The sequence below is a fragment of the Pseudomonas sp. Root401 genome (genome assembly GCF_001425105.1).
GTDB lineage: Bacteria > Pseudomonadota > Gammaproteobacteria > Pseudomonadales > Pseudomonadaceae > Aquipseudomonas > Aquipseudomonas brassicacearum.
In genome coordinates this window covers 138,379-157,169 of the sequence record NZ_LMDO01000005.1, presented here as the reverse complement: position 1 = coordinate 157,169, position 18,791 = coordinate 138,379, and the positions used below count along the sequence as shown (strand labels likewise).

General features: G+C 60.9%; 17 protein-coding genes and 1 riboswitch. Of the genes, 14 read left to right on the top strand and 3 right to left on the bottom strand.

The window, feature by feature from the left end; all coding sequences use genetic code 11:
• Positions 1 to 401: 401 nt before the first annotated feature.
• Together ASC85_RS06215 and ASC85_RS06210 are read right to left on the bottom strand one after the other, a co-directional pair.
• On the bottom strand, positions 402 to 617 hold the full coding sequence (locus ASC85_RS06215; RefSeq protein ID WP_057448651.1) for a hypothetical protein: 216 nt from the start codon (positions 615 to 617) through the stop codon (positions 402 to 404).
• A gap of 31 nt (positions 618 to 648) precedes the next feature.
• The gene (locus ASC85_RS06210) at positions 649 to 912 is read right to left on the bottom strand and encodes a DUF2790 domain-containing protein (RefSeq protein ID WP_014339814.1); all 264 of its coding nucleotides are present in this window, start codon (positions 910 to 912) and stop codon (positions 649 to 651) included.
• Positions 913 to 1,331: 419 nt separating this feature from the next.
• On the opposite strand from ASC85_RS06210, the gene acs reads away from it, so the two are divergent.
• The 13 genes from acs (at position 1,332) to astE (ending at position 16,510) form a co-directional block, all read left to right on the top strand.
• A complete protein-coding gene (acs, locus tag ASC85_RS06205) occupies positions 1,332 to 3,287 on the top strand; it encodes an acetate--CoA ligase (protein WP_057448650.1) in 1,956 nt (651 codons plus the stop codon).
• 765 nt (positions 3,288 to 4,052) lie between these two features.
• Positions 4,053 to 4,826 carry an ABC transporter substrate-binding protein gene (locus ASC85_RS06200; protein ID WP_014339812.1) on the top strand — a complete coding sequence of 258 codons (774 nt, stop codon included), beginning with the start codon at positions 4,053 to 4,055 and terminating at the stop codon, positions 4,824 to 4,826.
• A 90-nt stretch (positions 4,827 to 4,916) separates the two neighbouring features.
• The gene (locus ASC85_RS06195) at positions 4,917 to 5,606 is read left to right on the top strand and encodes an ABC transporter permease (protein WP_003204800.1); all 690 of its coding nucleotides are present in this window, start codon (positions 4,917 to 4,919) and stop codon (positions 5,604 to 5,606) included.
• Entirely contained in the window at positions 5,603 to 6,301 is a 699-nt protein-coding gene (locus ASC85_RS06190; RefSeq protein ID WP_003204798.1) for an ABC transporter permease, read from the top strand. Before ASC85_RS06195 ends, ASC85_RS06190 begins: the two co-directional genes overlap by 4 nt.
• A 56-nt stretch (positions 6,302 to 6,357) precedes the next feature.
• A complete protein-coding gene (locus ASC85_RS06185; RefSeq protein WP_057448649.1) occupies positions 6,358 to 7,122 on the top strand; it encodes an ABC transporter ATP-binding protein in 765 nt (254 codons plus the stop codon).
• A 113-nt stretch (positions 7,123 to 7,235) separates the two neighbouring features.
• Positions 7,236 to 8,216, top strand: coding sequence for a GlxA family transcriptional regulator (locus ASC85_RS06180; RefSeq protein ID WP_014339809.1), 981 nt, complete (start codon positions 7,236 to 7,238; stop codon positions 8,214 to 8,216).
• A gap of 353 nt (positions 8,217 to 8,569) precedes the next feature.
• A complete protein-coding gene (locus ASC85_RS06175) occupies positions 8,570 to 9,790 on the top strand; it encodes an aspartate aminotransferase family protein (protein WP_057448648.1) in 1,221 nt (406 codons plus the stop codon).
• Between the two features lie 256 nt (positions 9,791 to 10,046).
• Positions 10,047 to 11,066: an arginine/ornithine succinyltransferase subunit alpha gene (aruF, locus tag ASC85_RS06170; RefSeq protein WP_003204790.1), complete on the top strand. Its 1,020-nt coding sequence runs from the start codon at positions 10,047 to 10,049 to the stop codon at positions 11,064 to 11,066.
• A 54-nt stretch (positions 11,067 to 11,120) separates the two neighbouring features.
• The gene (gene astA / locus ASC85_RS06165) at positions 11,121 to 12,146 is read left to right on the top strand and encodes an arginine N-succinyltransferase (RefSeq protein WP_018612658.1); all 1,026 of its coding nucleotides are present in this window, start codon (positions 11,121 to 11,123) and stop codon (positions 12,144 to 12,146) included.
• On the top strand, positions 12,143 to 13,612 hold the full coding sequence (gene astD, locus ASC85_RS06160; RefSeq protein WP_164488473.1) for a succinylglutamate-semialdehyde dehydrogenase: 1,470 nt from the start codon (positions 12,143 to 12,145) through the stop codon (positions 13,610 to 13,612). Before astA ends, astD begins: the two co-directional genes overlap by 4 nt.
• A 174-nt stretch (positions 13,613 to 13,786) precedes the next feature.
• A complete protein-coding gene (gene astB, locus ASC85_RS06155) occupies positions 13,787 to 15,133 on the top strand; it encodes an N-succinylarginine dihydrolase (protein ID WP_057448646.1) in 1,347 nt (448 codons plus the stop codon).
• Positions 15,134 to 15,202: 69 nt separating this feature from the next.
• On the top strand, positions 15,203 to 15,490 hold the full coding sequence (locus ASC85_RS06150; RefSeq protein WP_003178862.1) for a hypothetical protein: 288 nt from the start codon (positions 15,203 to 15,205) through the stop codon (positions 15,488 to 15,490).
• Between the two features lie 12 nt (positions 15,491 to 15,502).
• Complete coding sequence (astE, locus tag ASC85_RS06145) at positions 15,503 to 16,510, top strand: succinylglutamate desuccinylase (protein WP_057448645.1); 1,008 nt, start codon at positions 15,503 to 15,505, stop codon at positions 16,508 to 16,510.
• Positions 16,511 to 16,649: 139 nt separating this feature from the next.
• Here astE and ASC85_RS06140 read toward each other — a convergent pair whose 3' ends face one another.
• Positions 16,650 to 17,159: a 6,7-dimethyl-8-ribityllumazine synthase gene (locus ASC85_RS06140; RefSeq protein ID WP_003204780.1), complete on the bottom strand. Its 510-nt coding sequence runs from the start codon at positions 17,157 to 17,159 to the stop codon at positions 16,650 to 16,652.
• A gap of 100 nt (positions 17,160 to 17,259) precedes the next feature.
• Positions 17,260 to 17,428, bottom strand: a riboswitch (FMN riboswitch).
• A gap of 268 nt (positions 17,429 to 17,696) precedes the next feature.
• Between ASC85_RS06140 and ltaE the strand changes: the two genes are divergently transcribed.
• Positions 17,697 to 18,701 (top strand): low-specificity L-threonine aldolase, encoded by a 1,005-nt coding sequence (gene ltaE / locus ASC85_RS06135; protein ID WP_057448644.1) that lies wholly within the window; start codon positions 17,697 to 17,699, stop codon positions 18,699 to 18,701.
• Positions 18,702 to 18,791: the final 90 nt, after the last annotated feature.

Below are 18,791 nucleotides of genomic sequence, written 5' to 3'. Positions count from 1 at the left end.
GACGCAGGCAATAAACAGAAAAATGTACGGGTCATTCCGGAGCGGCTGTGAACGCGAGGAGGCGATTGGCCTCTGCGTGGGCTCCAGGCTGGCGTGATCCCCTGTAAGGGAATATTGCAGGCCCGTTTAAGGCGGCATTATAAGGACTTTTTTGCCTACGTGCTGCGGCGAAATGGCTCACAGAAGGGGTAGCGGGCGGCATATCCGCGTGGGAGCGAGGGTTTACAAGGCTTTGGCCGCTGAAGATTTTTTTTGCATGGATCGTGTTGCGGTTTTTTTTGATCAAAAAACGAGCGTTTTTTGCGGGTTTGCACTACATGTTGTGTTTGCGGAGGGTTTTCGGCGGTTCTAGACACAACCAGGCCCGATCGAAACCGGGCCGTGGAAAATGTCAGTAATGATCAATCGGTATGGGCCGAACCGGTGTGATCGCTGCCGTCGCTAGCCACCGCGGTGGGGTCAGTGGTGGCGTGATCGTCACTGGCTACCGTGGCGGAATCTGTCTGGTCGTAACCCTTGATCGCGGCTGCGGAACCGGTGCGATCAAAACCGTCGGCGGCGAAAGTATTGGCGGCCAGCACGGACAGGGCAAGGGCGAAGATCAATCTGCTTTTCATTTGGTAGTTGTTCCTGGTTCGATGACGTTGATCAGCCGTTGGAGCAGCCGTTGCCCATGACGCTGTAGCGCAGGATGTGGCGTTGGCCTTTGGAGTCGTCGTATTCCATCTTCGCCGGGACCACTTCGCAGACGTTCGGGATTTCGCTCATGGAGATGACTTTGGCGATGTCCAGGTGGGTGGAGTAGGTGTACTCCTCGATGGCCGGTTTTTGCTGTGCAACATCGGTCGGGAGCTCGTCTGCCATCGCGGTGGCGCAAAGGCTGCCGAGGACCAGAACCCATAAAGCTTTCATCTAATTCACCTTTCTTGAAGTCGAGTGGGGTCACGCAACCTTTTTAGGGTTGCGTGTGGAGCTGATATTGGAAGTTTGATTAACGGCCTTCGTGGGGGCTGTGTTGCGCTAATCGTGTTTGCCGGTTGGCGAGGTGGATTTTAGAAGGTGAGGGTGGGGGTAAACAGACTCGGTTTTGATAAACACTGTTGGTTGATCTGGTAATAATCCACTGGGAGTCGGTGGCTGTCTGGTGAATTGATATTGGATGGGCAGGCGCTATCGCAAGCAAGCTCGCTCCCACAGGGGATTTGGTGGGCTTGCACGTTAGTACCGACATTTTGTAGGGACTTGTTACTACCATCGTCGAATGGTTCTATAGGCCCGCCCCGGGCTACAACGGGATCATACAAAAACAACTATTCACCGAGGTAAGAAAGATGAGTGCGGCTTCTGTGTATCCCGTTCGTCCCGAGGTTGCGGCCAATACGCTGACTGACGAGGCGACCTACAAGGCCATGTACCAGCAGTCGGTCGTCAACCCGGACGGCTTCTGGCGCGAGCAGGCCAAGCGCCTCGATTGGATCAAGCCTTTCACCACGGTGAAGCAGACGTCCTTCGACGATCACCATGTCGACATCAAGTGGTTCGCCGACGGCACCCTGAACGTTTCCTACAACTGCCTCGACCGTCACCTGGCCGAGCGCGGCGATCAAATTGCGATTATCTGGGAGGGCGATGACCCTGCCGAGAGCCGTAACATCACCTATCGCGAGCTGCATGAAGAAGTCTGCAAGTTCGCCAACGCCCTGCGCGGCCAAGACGTGCACCGCGGCGACGTGGTGACCATCTACATGCCGATGATCCCTGAAGCCGTGGTCGCGATGCTGGCCTGTGCCCGGATCGGTGCGATTCACTCGGTGGTGTTCGGCGGTTTCTCGCCGGAAGCACTGGCCGGTCGGATCATCGACTGCAAATCCAAAGTGGTGATCACCGCCGACGAAGGCGTTCGTGCCGGCAAGAAGATCCCGCTCAAGGCCAACGTCGATGACGCGCTGACCAACCCGGAAACCAGCAGCATCCAGAAAGTCATCGTGTGCAAGCGCACGGCTGGCAACATCAAGTGGAACCAGCATCGTGACATCTGGTACGAAGACCTGATGAAGGTGGCCGGTACCGTTTGCGCGCCGAAGGAAATGGGTGCCGAGGAAGCGCTGTTCATCCTCTACACCTCCGGTTCCACTGGCAAGCCCAAGGGCGTGCAGCACACCACGGCCGGCTACTTGCTGTACGCGGCGCTGACCCATGAGCGGGTGTTCGACTACAAGCCAGGCGAAGTGTACTGGTGCACCGCCGACGTGGGTTGGGTCACCGGCCACAGCTATATCGTCTACGGCCCGCTGGCCAATGGCGCGACCACGCTGCTGTTCGAAGGCGTACCGAACTACCCGGACATCACCCGGGTGGCCAAGGTCATCGACAAGCACAAGGTCAGCATTCTCTACACCGCGCCGACCGCCATCCGCGCGATGATGGCCTCGGGCACCGCCGCCGTCGAAGGTGCTGACGGCAGCAGCCTGCGCCTGTTGGGTTCGGTGGGCGAGCCGATCAACCCGGAAGCCTGGGACTGGTACTACAAGAATGTCGGCAAGGAGCGTTGCCCGATCGTCGATACCTGGTGGCAGACCGAAACCGGTGGCGTGCTGATCAGCCCGCTGCCAGGCGCCACGGCGTTGAAGCCAGGTTCGGCCACGCGTCCGTTCTTCGGTGTGGTGCCGGCGTTGGTGGACAACCTGGGTAACCTGATCGAAGGCGCCGCCGAAGGCAACCTGGTGATCCTCGATTCGTGGCCAGGCCAGGCGCGTACGCTGTTCGGCGACCATGACCGTTTTGTCGACACCTACTTCAAGACCTTCAGCGGCATGTACTTCACCGGCGACGGTGCGCGTCGTGACGAGGATGGCTACTACTGGATCACCGGTCGGGTGGATGACGTGCTCAACGTGTCCGGCCACCGCATGGGTACGGCCGAGATCGAGAGCGCCATGGTCGCCCACCCGAAAGTCGCCGAAGCGGCGGTGGTCGGTGTGCCGCACGACATCAAGGGGCAGGGCATCTATGTCTATGTCACCCTCAATGCCGGCGAAGAAACCAGCGAGGCCCTGCGCCTGGAACTGAAGAACTGGGTGCGCAAGGAGATCGGTCCGATTGCTTCGCCGGATGTGATCCAGTGGGCACCGGGGCTGCCGAAAACCCGCTCCGGCAAGATCATGCGCCGTATCCTGCGCAAGATCGCCACGGCGGAGTACGACGGGTTGGGTGATATCTCCACCCTGGCTGATCCGAGCGTGGTGGCGCATCTGATCGAGACGCACAAGACGATGAACGTTGCCTGACGGTAGCGTGTAACACCAAAAAGCCCCGCCCGGCGTTTGCCGGGCGGGGCTTTTTTTTCATGCTGAGTGGCATGCCCCTCTGTGCTGGTAAGGTGGCTCCCGCTCGACTGTGCCTTGTGTGAGCTATGTACGAGCTATGTGGGAGCTATGTAGGAGCTGTCGAGTGCAACGAGGCTGCGATCTTTCCCCAGACACTTGAGTCCCAAGCGAAAGATCAAGATCAAGATCAAGATCAAAAGATCGCAGCCTTCGGCAGCTCCTACAGAGCCCAGCGGGAGCAAGCTTAGGTGGATGAATAAATATCGGCGTTCAAAGTAGGAAGAGTCTGAACGTTACCGGTGTTTCGAAATGTGTAACCAAAGGCGCCACAGCGGGGCGATGTGAAACGCCAAGCCCCATTACAGGGCGGTTCCAGGCATCTCCCAAAATAAGCCGACACGCTGTGCTTGCCGGATTAGAAGGGTTTGCGAATAATGGGCCCGCTATTTGCAGCATAGATCGGTTTCCCTTCTTTTGCTCTTGCATGAATTTGCGGGGCTGTCAATGCGCTCGAACAGCTTTCTCGGTGCTTCTGTAATTTGTTGTCGCATTGAAGAAATATCGGCTTCGGGCCTGTCGTTAGAATGCCGATCACTCGCTCGTCGTGGCTCGTGTTGAATAAAACGTGAGCTTCCTAGGACGCAGCACCAAAGTTCGTTTCACCCATTCGCATATTGGGCTGTTGCTCACTCTGCCGTTTTTGCCCTTTACCGATGGAGTCCCAAGATGAAGAAACTTGTGCTGCTTGGCGCCCTGGCACTGTCCGTGCTGTCCCTGCCGACCTTCGCTGATGAGAAACCCCTGAAGATTGGTATCGAAGCGGCTTACCCTCCGTTCGCCTCGAAAGCCCCGGATGGCAGCATCGTCGGTTTCGACTACGACATCGGCAATGCGCTGTGCGAAGAGATGAAGGTCAAGTGCGTGTGGGTCGAGCAAGAGTTCGACGGCCTGATCCCGGCGCTCAAGGTCCGCAAGATCGACGCGATCCTGTCGTCCATGTCGATCACCGAAGATCGCAAGAAGTCGGTTGATTTCACCAACAAGTACTACAACACCCCGGCCCGTCTGGTGATGAAGGCCGGTACTCAGGTCAGCGACGGCCTGGCCGAGCTCAAGGGCAAGAACATCGGCGTGCAGCGTGGTTCGATCCACGAGCGTTTCGCCCGTGAAGTCCTGGCTCCCCTGGGTGCCGAGATCAAGCCATACGGTTCGCAGAACGAGATCTACCTGGACGTGTCCGCCGGTCGTCTAGACGGCACCGTGGCAGACGCTACGCTGTTGGATGACGGCTTCCTCAAGACCGATGCCGGTAAGGGCTTCGCGTTCGTCGGCCCGGCCTTTACCGACGAGAAATACTTCGGCGACGGTATCGGTATCGCGGTTCGCAAGGGCGATGCCCTGAAAGACAAGATCAATGGCGCGATCACCGCCATTCGCGAGAACGGCAAGTACAAGCAAATCCAGGACAAATACTTCGCTTTCGACATCTACGGCAAGTAACGACGTCCCGCCACTCGTGCGAAATGGCGCAAGCAACAGGATCTCTGCGGTTTGCGCCATTTTTTCATCCCACTTTCGAGGACCTGAATCATGTTGAAAGGCTACGGGGCTGTCATCCTCGATGGCGCATGGTTGACGCTTGAGCTCGCCTTGTCGTCCATGGCCCTGGCCATCGTCCTGGGGTTGATCGGCGTTGCGTTGCGCCTCTCTCCGGTGCGCTGGCTGGCGTGGCTGGGCGATCTGTATGCCACGGTCATTCGCGGTATTCCCGACCTGGTGCTGATCCTGCTGATTTTCTACGGCGGCCAGGACCTGCTCAACCGCGTGGCGCCGATGCTCGGCTACGACGACTACATCGACCTGAACCCGCTGGCGGCCGGTATCGGCACCCTGGGTTTCATCTTCGGTGCCTACCTGTCGGAAACCTTCCGCGGTGCGTTCATGGCGATCCCCAAGGGTCAGGCCGAGGCGGGCATGGCGTACGGCATGAACGGCTTCCAGGTGTTCTTCCGGGTGCTGGTGCCGCAGATGATTCGCCTGGCGATCCCGGGCTTCACCAACAACTGGCTGGTGCTGACCAAGGCGACCGCGCTGATTTCGGTGGTGGGCCTGCAAGACATGATGTTCAAGGCCAAGCAGGCGGCAGATGCCACGCGCGAGCCTTTCACCTTCTTCCTCGCAGTGGCGGCGATGTACCTGGTGATCACCAGTGTCTCGTTGCTGGCGTTGCGTCACCTTGAGAAGCGCTACTCGGTAGGCGTAAGGGCGGCTGATCTATGATCTTCGACTACAACGTCATCTATGAAGCCTTGCCGCTGTATTTCAGTGGCTTGTTGACCACCCTGAAGCTGTTGGCCCTGTCGCTGTTCTTCGGTCTGTTGGCGGCGTTGCCCCTGGGGCTGATGCGGGTGTCCAAGCAGCCGGTCGTCAACATGACAGCGTGGCTCTACACCTACGTGATCCGCGGCACGCCGATGCTGGTCCAGCTGTTCCTGATCTACTACGGGCTGGCGCAGTTCGCGATCGTGCGTGAAAGCTTCCTCTGGCCGTGGCTGTCCAGTGCGACCTTCTGCGCGTGCCTGGCGTTCGCCATCAACACCAGCGCCTACACCGCCGAAATCATCGCCGGTAGTCTGCGGGCCACACCCAACGGTGAGATCGAAGCGGCCAAGGCCATGGGCATGTCGCGCTACAAGCTGTATCGCCGGATCCTGTTGCCATCGGCCTTGCGTCGGGCGCTGCCGCAATACAGCAACGAAGTGATCATGATGTTGCAGACCACCAGCCTGGCATCCATCGTGACCCTGATCGACATCACCGGTGCCGCGCGCACGGTGAACGCGCAGTACTACTTGCCGTTCGAGGCCTACATCACGGCCGGCGTTTTCTACCTGTGCCTGACCTTCATCCTGGTGCGCCTGTTCAAACTGGCCGAGCGCCGCTGGCTGGGTTACCTGGCCCCGCGCAAGCACTGATAACGCATCGATCCGATCGACTGCTCAACGACTGACGTTTTGTGAGAACCGACCGCATGTACAAGCTTGAAGTCCAAGACCTGCATAAACGCTATGGCAGTCACGAAGTGCTCAAGGGCGTGTCCCTGAAAGCCGTCGCTGGCGATGTGATCAGCATCATCGGCTCCAGTGGCTCCGGCAAGAGTACTTTCCTGCGTTGCATCAACCTGCTTGAGCAACCCCACGCCGGCAAGATCCTGCTCAACAACGAAGAGTTGAAGCTGGTGGCCGGCAAGGACGGTGCGTTGAAGGCCGCAGACCCCAAGCAACTGCAGCGCATGCGTTCGCGGCTGTCGATGGTGTTCCAGCATTTCAACCTGTGGTCCCACATGACTGCGCTGGAAAACATCATGGAAGCGCCGGTGCATGTACTGGGCGTGGCCAAGGCTGAAGCGCGGGAGAAGGCCGAGCACTACCTGAACAAGGTTGGCGTGGCTCATCGCAAGGATGCCTACCCGGGCCATATGTCCGGCGGCGAGCAGCAGCGTGTGGCGATTGCCCGTGCGCTGGCGATGGAGCCGGAGGTGATGCTGTTCGACGAGCCGACCTCGGCCCTCGACCCGGAACTGGTAGGCGACGTGCTCAAGGTGATGCAGGCCCTGGCCCTGGAAGGCCGGACCATGGTGGTGGTGACCCACGAAATGGGCTTTGCCCGTGAAGTGTCGAACCAACTGGTGTTCTTGCACAAAGGCATCGTCGAAGAAAGCGGCAACCCGCGCGAAGTGCTGGTCAATCCGCAATCCGAGCGCCTGCAACAATTTCTTTCGGGCAGCCTCAAGTAATCGCTCCCGTTACGCACCTGATTTGGGTCATGCTGCGCACCGCGCGCCAGATGGTCTAATTTGGTTGCAGCCGCTTTTGGCTTTAACACTGTTTTCGCTTCGGATTGCCCGCCATGACTGCCCATCGAATAGGTTTCCTGATTTGGCCCAGCACTAAAGCCTTGACGCTGGCGCTGGCCGAGGAGGCCTTGCGTGTTGCTCAGCGGGTGCATCCGGATGTGGTCTATGAGCTGTCGTTCTTGCAGGCCGAACCGTCGGCCGACGGCGCCTGGCAACTGCCGGGCGAGCCCTGGGCCGGCAAGCTCGAAGGCTTCCAGAAGCTGTTCCTGCTGGCCGATGAGCCGCCGGCTGCGCTGGCCTCACCCCTGAGCAGCGCCCTCAAGCAACTGGTGCGTGCCGGTTGTGTGATCGGCGGGTTGTCTGCCGGTGTCTATCCCCTGGCCCAACTGGGTTTGCTCGACGGTTATCGTGCCGCCGTGCATTGGCGCTGGCAGGACGATTTCTCCGAGCGCTTCCCCAAGGTCATCGCCACCAGCCATCTGTTTGACTGGGATCGCGATCGCCTGAGCGCTTGCGGCGGGATGTCGGTACTCGACCTGTTGCTGGCGGTGCTGGCTCGCGATCACGGCGCGGAACTGGCCGGCGCGGTGTCGGAAGAATTGGTGGTCGAGCGCATTCGCGAGGGCGGCGAGCGTCAGCGCATCCCGTTGCAGAACCGTCTTGGCTCCAGCCATCCAAAGCTCACCCAGGCGGTGCTGCTGATGGAAGCCAACATCGAAGAGCCGCTGACCACCGACGAGATCGCCCAGCATGTCTGCGTATCCCGTCGACAGCTGGAGCGGATCTTCAAGCAATACCTCAACCGCGTGCCCAGCCAGTATTACCTGGAGCTGCGCCTGAACAAGGCCCGGCAGATGCTGATGCAGACCAGCAAATCCATCATCCAGATCGGCCTGTCCTGCGGCTTCTCCTCGGGGCCACACTTCTCCAGCGCCTACCGCAACTTCTTCGGCGCCACACCGCGGGAAGACCGCAACCAGCGACGCAGCAGCAGCCCGTTCGAGTTGTCCTCGGTGCCGTCCGAGCGCGGCTAAGTGGCACAACACGCTTCTGTGGGAGCAAGGCTTGCCCGCGATGCAGGCGATGCGGTCCTTGGTGAACCGAGGCGCCTGTATCGCGAGCAAGCTTTGCTCCCACAGATAAGTCCCCTCGCCACAAGTGTTTTGCATGGCCGAGGGAAATGTGGAAGCCAGCCCCTCAAATACACCGGCAACGTTTAAACTGCGCCTTTGCGACGCTATTTGTCGCATTGCCGTAAACCCGCGAAAAACGTGGGTTGGCGCTATAAGAAGTTGTCGCTTGGCGGCAAGGCCGGGCTGAAAACTGTCCTTACAATCCTTACCAAGCCCGCCAGTTCCAGGCGGGTGTTCCTCATCAGGAGACTCCGATGTCCGTTGAGCAAGCCGCGGTACAACGCGCCGATTTCGACCAGGTTATGGTTCCCAACTATGCACCTGCTGCCTTCATACCTGTGCGTGGCGCCGGTTCCCGCGTATGGGACCAATCCGGTCGTGAGTTGATCGACTTTGCTGGCGGTATCGCAGTCAACGTACTGGGCCATGCCCACCCGGCGCTGGTCGGTGCACTGACCGAACAGGCCAACAAGCTGTGGCACGTGTCCAACGTATTCACCAACGAGCCGGCCCTGCGCCTGGCCCATAAGTTGGTCAACGCGACCTTTGCCGAGCGCGCTTTCTTCTGCAACTCCGGCGCCGAAGCCAACGAGGCCGCCTTCAAGCTGGCCCGTCGCGTCGCGTTCGATCGTTTCGGCAGCGAGAAGTACGAAATCATCGCCGCGCTCAATAGCTTCCACGGTCGTACCCTGTTCACCGTCAACGTCGGCGGGCAGTCGAAGTACTCCGACGGCTTCGGTCCTAAAATTACTGGCATCACCCACGTTCCTTACAACGACCTGGCTGCTTTGAAAGCCGCTATTTCGGACAAGACCTGCGCCGTGGTGCTGGAGCCGATCCAGGGCGAGGGCGGTGTACTGCCGGCCGAACAGGCCTACCTGCAAGGCGCCCGCGACCTGTGCGATGCCCACGACGCACTGTTGTTATTCGATGAAGTGCAGACCGGCATGGGCCGCAGCGGCCACCTGTTCGCCTACATGCATTACGGCGTGGTCCCGGACATCCTCACCAGCGCCAAGAGCCTGGGCGGTGGTTTCCCGATCGCGGCGATGCTCACCACCGAAGCGCTGGCCAAGCACCTGGTCGTCGGCACCCACGGCACCACTTATGGCGGTAACCCGCTGGCCTGCGCGGTGGCCGAGGCGGTGATCGATGTGGTCAATACCCCTGAAGTGCTGGCGGGTGTCAAAGCCAAGCATCACAAGTTCAAGGCGCGCCTGGAGCAGATCGGCGAGAAGTATGGCCTGTTCACTCAAGTGCGTGGCCTGGGCCTGCTGATCGGCTGCGTGCTGAACGACTCTTGGAAAGGCAAGGCCAAGGACATCTTCAACGCCGCCGAACAGGAAGGCCTGATGATCCTGCAAGCCGGCCCGGACGTGATTCGCTTTGCTCCGAGCCTGGTGGTGGAAGACGCCGACATCGACGAAGGCCTGGACCGCTTCGAGCGGGCCGTGGCGAAGTTGACCCAAGCCTGATTCAGGCTTGACCGGCTCCAGTGTGGGAGCCGGACTTATGTGGGTGCAGGTTTGTGGGAGCAAAGCTTGCTCGTGATGCGGGTGCCTCAGTTCACCAGGGACCGCGTCGCCTGCATCGCGGGCAAGCCTTGCTCCCACAAGCTTTGCTCCTACAAACCTGATCCCATATTGAGTCAGTGGGGAGCAGGTCCGGTTTTTATTCTCTGTGTATCGACCTGACGGTCGAACCCTTTATTTCAAGTTAAGGAGTGACACCATGCTGGTGATGCGCCCCGCGCAAATGGCTGATCTGGGCGAGGTACAGCGTCTGGCTGCGGACAGTCCGATCGGTGTCACTTCCTTGCCGGATGACGTGGAACGCCTGAGCGACAAGATCGCCGCAAGCGAAGCCTCGTTCGCCGCCGAAGTCAGCTTCAATGGTGAAGAGAGCTATTTCTTCGTCCTTGAAGATACCGCGACCGGCAAGCTGGTGGGCTGTTCGGCCATTGTCGCTTCGGCCGGCTATTCCGAACCGTTCTACAGCTTTCGCAACGAGACCTTCGTTCACGCCTCCCGTGAGCTGAAGATCCACAACAAGATCCACGTGCTCTCCCAGTGCCACGACCTGACTGGCAACAGCCTGCTGACCAGTTTCTACGTGGTGCCGGAGCTGGTGGGTTCGCCGTGGTCGGAACTCAATTCCCGCGGGCGCCTGCTGTTTGTCGCCAGCCACCCGGAACGGTTCGCCGATTCGGTGGTGACCGAGATCGTCGGCTACAGCGATGAGAATGGTGACTCGCCGTTCTGGGACGCCATCGGTCGCAACTTCTTCGACCTCAACTACGCCGCCGCCGAGCGCTTGTGCGGGCTGAAAAGCCGTACTTTCCTCGCCGAGCTGATGCCCCATTACCCGATCTACGTGCCGCTGTTGCCGGACGCCGCCCAGGAAGCCATGGGCCAGGTCCATCCGCGGGCGCAGATTACCTTCGACATCCTGATGCGCGAGGGTTTCGAGACCGATCACTACATCGACATCTTCGACGGTGGCCCGACCCTGCATGCTCGTGTCTCGGGCATTCGTTCGATTGCCCAGAGCCGCGTGGTGCCGGTCAAGATCGGCGAACCGGTCAAGGGGGCCGGCCGCCAATACCTGGTGGCCAATGCCCAATTGCAGGATTACCGCGCCGTGCTGCTCGAGCTTGATTACGCGCCGGGCAAACCTGTGACGCTGGACATGGAAGCGGCCGAAGCCTTGGGCGTCGGCGAAGGCGCCAGCGTGCGTCTGGTAGCCGTATAACGCTTTACAGCTGAGTTTCGCGGGTGGCGTGAGCGACCCGTTTGAGGAGATAGCATGATCGTTCGTCCCGTACGCAGCAGCGATTTACCCGCTCTGATCGCCCTGGCCCGCAGCACGGGCACCGGCCTGACCACCCTGCCGGCCAACGAAGAGCGCCTGGCCCATCGGGTCGGCTGGGCCGAGAAGACCTTTCGCGGCGAAGCCGGGCGCGGTGACGCGGACTACCTGTTCGTGCTCGAAGACGATGACGGTCGCGTGGTGGGCATTTCCGCCATCGCTGGTGCCGTGGGGTTGCGTGAGCCCTGGTACAACTTCCGGGTCGGCCTGACGGTCAGCGCTTCCCAGGAATTGAACATCTATCGGGAAATACCGACCCTGTTCCTGGCCAACGACCTGACCGGCAATTCCGAGCTGTGCTCGCTGTTTCTGCATGCCGATTTCCGCAGTGGTCTCAACGGCCGGATGCTGGCCAAGGCGCGGCTGTTGTTCATTGCCGAATTCCCACAGTTGTTCGGTAACAAGATCATCGCCGAGATGCGCGGCATGTCCGACGACAACGGTCGTTCGCCGTTCTGGGAAAGCCTGGGCCGGCACTTCTTCAAGATGGAATTCAGCCAGGCCGATTACCTCACCGGGGTGGGCAACAAGGCGTTCATTGCCGAGCTGATGCCCAAGTTCCCGCTGTACACCTGTTTCTTGTCCGAAGATGCCCGGGCCGTGATCGGCCAGGTTCATCCCGACACCGAGCCGGCGCTGTCGATGCTCAAGAGCGAAGGTTTCAGCTACCAGGGTTACGTCGACATCTTCGACGCCGGCCCGGCGGTGGAGTGCGAAACCGGCAAGATCCGCGCGATTCGCGACAGCCAGGCGCTGGTGCTGGCCATCGGCACGCCGGGCGATGACGCCACGCCGTTCCTCATCCATAACCGCAAGCGCGAAGACTGCCGCATCACCGCTGCGCCGGCGCGCTTTGCCGCCGGCACGCTGGTGGTCGATCCGCTGACCGCCAAACGTCTTCAACTCAATGCCGGCGATCAGGTACGCGCCGTCGCGTTGTCTGCTGCCCGGGAGTCGAAATAATGAACTCGCTGTACATCGCAGGAAGCTGGCTGGAAGGCCAGGGTGACCTCTTTGAGTCGTTGAACCCGGTCACCCAGCAGGTATTGTGGTCGGGTAACGGCGCCACGGCGGCGCAAGTGGAGTCGGCGGTGCAGGCCGCGCGCCAGGCGTTCCCGGACTGGGCTCGGCGCTCGCTGGATGAACGCATCCAGGTGCTGGAAGCCTTTGCCGCGGCCCTGAAAAGCCACGCGGACGAACTGGCCCAATGCATCGGTGAAGAAACCGGCAAGCCGTTGTGGGAAGCGGCGACCGAAGTGACCAGCATGGTCAACAAAGTCGCCATTTCGGTGCAGAGCTACCGCGAGCGGACCGGCGAGAAGAGCGGCCCCCTGGGCGACGCCACCGCTGTGCTGCGCCACAAACCCCATGGTGTGGTGGCGGTGTTCGGCCCCTACAACTTCCCTGGCCATTTGCCCAACGGCCACATCGTGCCAGCGCTGCTGGCCGGCAACAGCGTGTTGTTCAAACCGAGCGAGCTGACGCCGAAAGTCGCCGAGCTGACGGTCAAGTGCTGGGTCGAGGCCGGTCTGCCGGCGGGCGTACTGAACCTGCTGCAAGGCGCGCGGGAAACCGGCATCGCCCTGGCGGCGAACCCAGGCATCGACGGGCTGTTCTTCACCGGCTCCAGCCGCACCGGCAATCTCTTGCATCAACAATTTTCCGGGCGTCCGGACAAGATCCTCGCGCTGGAAATGGGCGGTAACAACCCGCTGGTGGTGGATGAGGTGGCCGACGTCGATGCGGCGGTCTACACCATTATTCAGTCCGCTTTCATTTCCGCCGGGCAGCGCTGCACCTGTGCGCGCCGCCTGCTGGTGCCGGAAGGCGCCTGGGGCGATGCCTTGCTGGCGCGCCTGGTGGCGGTCAGCTCGACCCTTGAGGTCGGTGCCTTCGACCAGCAACCGGCGCCGTTCATGGGCTCGGTGATTTCCCTGGCCGCGGCGAAGGCGCTGATGGATGCGCAAAACCATTTGCTGGGCAAAGGCGCCGTGCCGCTGTTGAGCATGACCCAACCGCAGGCCCAGGCCGCATTGCTGACGCCGGGTATCCTGGACGTGACGGCCGTGGCCGAGCGCCCTGATGAAGAGCTGTTCGGGCCGTTGCTGCAAGTGATTCGCTACAAAGATTTCGCAGCGGCAATCGCCGAGGCCAACAATACGCAATATGGCCTGGCCGCCGGATTGCTGTCCGATTCCCAGGCGCGTTACCAGCAGTTCTGGCTGCAAAGCCGCGCCGGTATCGTCAACTGGAACAAACAGCTGACCGGTGCCGCCAGCAGCGCGCCGTTCGGCGGTGTCGGCGCCTCGGGCAACCATCGCGCCAGCGCTTATTACGCGGCCGATTATTGCGCGTATCCGGTGGCGTCCCTGGAGACACCAAGCCTTGTGATGCCGGCTGCCCTGACCCCCGGCGTGCGCATGTCTTGAGACTGCCATCGCGGGCAAGCCTTGCTCCCACAGGCGTTATGCAAAACCTGTGAGAGTAGAGCTTGCTCCCACAGGAGCTATGCAAAACCTGTGGGAGCAAGGCTTGCCCGCGATAGCCGCGACTCGGTTGTTATTGATGCCTATAAAAAAACAGATTCTCGTGGAGCCTCGCTGATGAAATCCTATGAAGTCAACTTTGACGGTCTAGTGGGGCCGACCCATAACTACGGCGGGCTCTCGTACGGCAACGTCGCGTCCCAGAGCAACAGCCAGCAGTCCTCCAACCCCAAGGAAGCGGCGTTGCAGGGCCTGGCGAAAATGAAAGCGCTGATGGACATGGGTTTCCAGCAAGGTGTGCTGGCGCCACAGGAACGCCCGGACGTGGCGGCCCTGCGCCGGTTGGGCTTTGCCGGTAGCGATGCCCAGGTCATCCAGCAAGCCGCGAAAGAGGCGATGCCGTTGCTGGTTGCCAGTTGCTCGGCTTCCAGCATGTGGGTGGCCAATGCCGCCACAGTCAGCCCGAGCGCCGACACGGCCGATGGTCGCGTGCATTTCACCGCCGCCAACCTGAACTGCAAATACCACCGCAGCATCGAGCATCCGACCACCAGTCGTGTGCTGGGGGCGATGTTCGCCAACCAGCAACACTTCGCCCACCACGCCGCCTTGCCGGCGGTGGCGCAGTTCGGCGACGAAGGCGCGGCCAACCACACCCGTTTCTGCCGCGCCTACGGCGAGGCCGGTGTCGAGTTCTTCGTGTTCGGTCGCAGTGCCTTTGATACCCGCTATCCCGCGCCGCAGAAATACCCGGCGCGCCAGACCCTGGAAGCGTCCCAGGCCGTTGCCCGCCTGCACGGGCTGAGGGAGGAAGGCGTGGTCTACGCCCAACAGAACCCATCGGTGATCGACCAGGGTGTGTTCCACAACGACGTGATCGCGGTGGGCAATGGCGAAGTGTTGTTCTATCACGAGGACGCGTTTCTCGAGACCGACAAGATGCTGGCCGAATTGAGCAGCAAACTCGCCAAGGTCGGTGGGAAATTTCAATCGGTGTGCGTACCGCGTTCGGCGGTCACCGTCGATGACGCGGTACGTTCCTACCTGTTCAATAGCCAGTTGCTGTCGCGTCCCGACGGTTCAATGCTCTTGATCGTGCCGGAAGAGTGCCGTAGCAACGAACGTGTCTGGCAATACCTGCAAGGTCTGACGGGCGCTGGCGGGGTGATTCGCGAAGTGAAGGTCTTCGACCTCAAGCAAAGCATGCAGAACGGTGGCGGCCCGGCTTGCCTGAGGTTGCGCGTGGCGCTCAATGAAACCGAGCTGGCGGCCGTCAACCCAGGGGTTATCATGACCGCGCCGCTGTACGATTCGCTGACCCAATGGGTCGAGCGGCATTACCGCGACCGCATGACCGAAAACGATCTGGCAGACCCGCAGTTGCTGCTCGAATGCCGCGCGGCACTGGATGAACTGACACAAATCCTTAAACTTGGCTCGGTTTATCCTTTCCAGATCAATTGAAAGCGCGCGCGACCTGACTACAGTCAAAGCAGGGCGCGTTGCCTTATCCCCAGACGAGAATGTAAAGACATGAGCGATACCCTGCAGCTGATCCTTGAAGACACCGACGGCACCCAACTGGAAACTTCCTGCACCCGCGTCGCGGTGATGTGGCAAGGCAAGGAGTTGTGGATCCAGCAGGATGGCCGCGGTCAGTTGCTGATCGGCGTCGATGTCGAGGAAGGGGACGAGGAATACGCCAACCTGTTGTTGCGTCCATTGGCGACCAACCTGGTCAGCCTGCAACTGGAAATGGAACCGGCGGACGTCGGCGACGATGACCATGTCCATGGCCCGGATTGCGGCCACGACCATTAAGGAAACCGCGCTATGCTCGCCCTCGGCAAACTGCTTGAACTGACCCTCGCCGGCCGTGAACCGGCGGAGAAGACTCAACTGACTGTCGAAGGCGTACGGATGCGCTGGTTGAGCGAGGGCGCGCTGGAGGTCAAGCCGCCCGAAGCCCGGGATAACGGTCTGGACCTGCTGCTGTCGGCCGGTATCCACGGCAATGAAACCGCGCCGATCGAGTTGCTCGACCGTTTGCTGCATGACATCGCCCGTGGCCATTTGAAGCCGCGGGCACGCATTCTGTTCCTGTTCGGCAACCCCGAGGCTATCCGGCGCGGTGAGCGTTTCGTCGAACAGGACGTCAACCGCCTGTTCAATGGCCGCCATGAGCTGAGCGGCGGCCCCGAGGCGCTGCGGGCCTGCGAGCTGGAGCGATTGGCCGCCAGTTTCTTCAGCCGGCCAGAACGCAGTCGCTTGCATTACGACCTGCACACCGCCATCCGCGGCTCGAAGATCGAGCAGTTCGCCCTCTACCCGTGGAAAGAAGGTCGCCAGCATTCACGCCGTGAACTGGCACGCCTGCGTGCCGGGGGCATGGAGGCGGTGCTGCTGCAGAACAAGCCGTCCATTGTGTTCAGCGCCTACACCTACGACCAGCTCGATGCCGAGTCCTTCACCCTGGAACTGGGCAAGGCCCGGCCATTCGGGCAGAACGATGGGGTCAACGTCAGCCTGCTGGAAACCCGCCTGCAACAGATCATCGAGGGCAACGAGCCGGAGCTGGATGAAGGGCTCGATGGCCTGCAGCTGTTCAGCGTGGCCCGGGAAATCATCAAGCACAGCGACAGCTTCCGCCTGAACCTGCCAGCGGACATCGAGAACTTCTCGGAATTGGGCAAAGGCTACGTGCTGGCCGAAGACATCGCCCAGACCCGCTGGGTGATCGAAGAAGAGGGCGCCCGGATCATCTTTCCGAACCCCAAGGTCAAGAATGGCTTGCGGGCTGGCATCCTGATCGTGCCGGCGACCGACGAAAACCTGATCTAAACCGAATCTTAGACTCAATACATGCCCCCCTGTGGGAGCGAGCCTGCTCGCGATAGCGGTATATCGGCCGACATTGATGGCGACTGATACTCCGTCATCGCGAGCAGGCTCGCTCCCACAGGGGAAACTGTGTCCAGGCTTAGACCGCCACCGCCCGCTGCTCACTACGGCGCAACGCCCGGGTCTTGTGCAACGTATCGGCGCAGGTCTTCGCTGCTTCCTGGCCCTTGTGCACGAAATGCTCAAAGAAGAACTTCTGATGTTCTTCCCCGGCATGGAAGTGATGCGGTGTGAGCACCACCGAGAATACCGGCACTTCGGTTTCCAGCTGGACCTGCATCAGGCCGCTGATCACCGATTGGGCGACGAACTCGTGGCGGTAGATGCCACCGTCCACCACCAGGCCGGCGGCGACGATGCCGGCGTAGCGGCCGGACTTGGCCAGCAGCTTGGCGTGCAGCGGAATCTCGAAGGCGCCGCCGACTTCGAAGAAGTCGATATCACTTTCCTGATAACCCTGGGTGATCATTTCGGCGACGAAGCCTTTACGGCTCTGGTCGACGATTTCCTTGTGCCAGCAGGCCTGGATGAACGCGACGCGCTCGCCCGGATGACTTTTGCTTTTGCTGTCGATTGCAGTGGGTTGCATGTTCTGGTTCCTGTTTGTGTAAAAAACAGGGCGTCATGAATCGAAGGGGATTCGAGGGTACGCCGCGCACGGACAGTCGCAGTCGGCCCTTGGGTGCCAATCCCGTTCTCTCTTCATCCGGACTATGACCGTCGGCCCCGGAATCACACCGGGTCTGCTGACCTTGTCGCTACACCCCAAAAAGTGGTGCACCACCAAGCGCTCGCGGGCTATGCACGTTGCGTGCAATTACCGCCGGTGGGGAATTACACCCCGCCCTGAGAACGTTTTGCCGTCACGCTTTGTGACGGCGGACAATTATTAACACATAACCCCTTATGGGAGCGAGCCGTGGGAGCAAAGCTTGCTCGCGATTGGCGGTGGGTCAGTCAACATCAATACTGCCTGGCCCGACGCCATCGCGAGCAAGCTTTGCTCCCACGGCACACAAGGGGGGTGTTGCCCTTTCCGTCGACCAGGCTTGATTATTTCTCGCCATGACCGCAGTAATTGCCCTTCGAAAGGGATTTCCCTCCACTTGAGCCCGAGGCCAGATTCATGAGTGTTATCGATCTTCGCAGCGACACGGTCACCCAACCTACCGCCGGCATGCTGGATGCCATGGCCAGCGCGCCTACCGGCGACGATGTGTATGGGGAAGACCCGACCGTCAATCGCCTCGAGGCCGAACTGGCCGCGCGCCTGGGGTTTGCCGCAGCGCTGTTCGTGCCCACGGGGACCATGAGCAACCTGTTGGGCTTGATGGCCCACTGCGAGCGCGGCGACGAATACATCGTCGGCCAGCAAGCCCACACCTACAAATACGAAGGCGGCGGTGCGGCCGTGCTCGGTTCGATCCAACCCCAGCCCCTTGAGGTACAGGCGGACGGTTCCCTGGACCTGGCGCACGTCGCCGCAGCGATCAAGCCCGATGACTTCCACTTTGCCCGCACCCGCCTGCTGGCCCTGGAAAACACCATGCAGGGCAAGGTGCTGCCACTGGAATACCTGGCCCGGGCCCGGCGTTTCACCCAGGAACATGGCCTGGCCCTGCACTTGGACGGGGCGCGGTTGTACAACGCCGCGGTCAAGCTGAATGTCGATGCCCGGCAGATCACGCAATATTTCGACTCGGTGTCGGTGTGCCTGTCCAAGGGCCTCGGCGCGCCGGTGGGCTCGGTCCTGTGTGGCAGCGCCGAACTGATCGGCAAGGCCCGCCGGCTGCGCAAGATGGTCGGTGGCGGCATGCGCCAGGCCGGGATTCTCGCGGCGGCGGGGCTGTACGCCCTGGAACATCAGGTCCAGCGCCTGGCCGATGACCACGCCAATGCCCAGCGGCTCGCCGAGGGCTTGCGTGCGGCGGGTTACGAGGTCGAGCCGGTGCAGACCAACATGGTCTACGTGCAAATGGGCGAGCGGGCCGAGGCGATCAAGGCATTTGCCGATGAGCGGGGCGTCAAGCTCAGCGCGGCGCCACGCCTGCGCATGGTGACGCACATGGACGTGAGCGCGGCGCAAATCGACCAGGTGGTCGCCACTTTCGTCGAATTTTCCCGCCACTGACCCGTCAACCGGGCCAATTGACAGTTTCTATCGCATAAACACGCTGTACCCCACGCGAAGGGCCGATATAATGCGGCCCTTTGCCGTTGC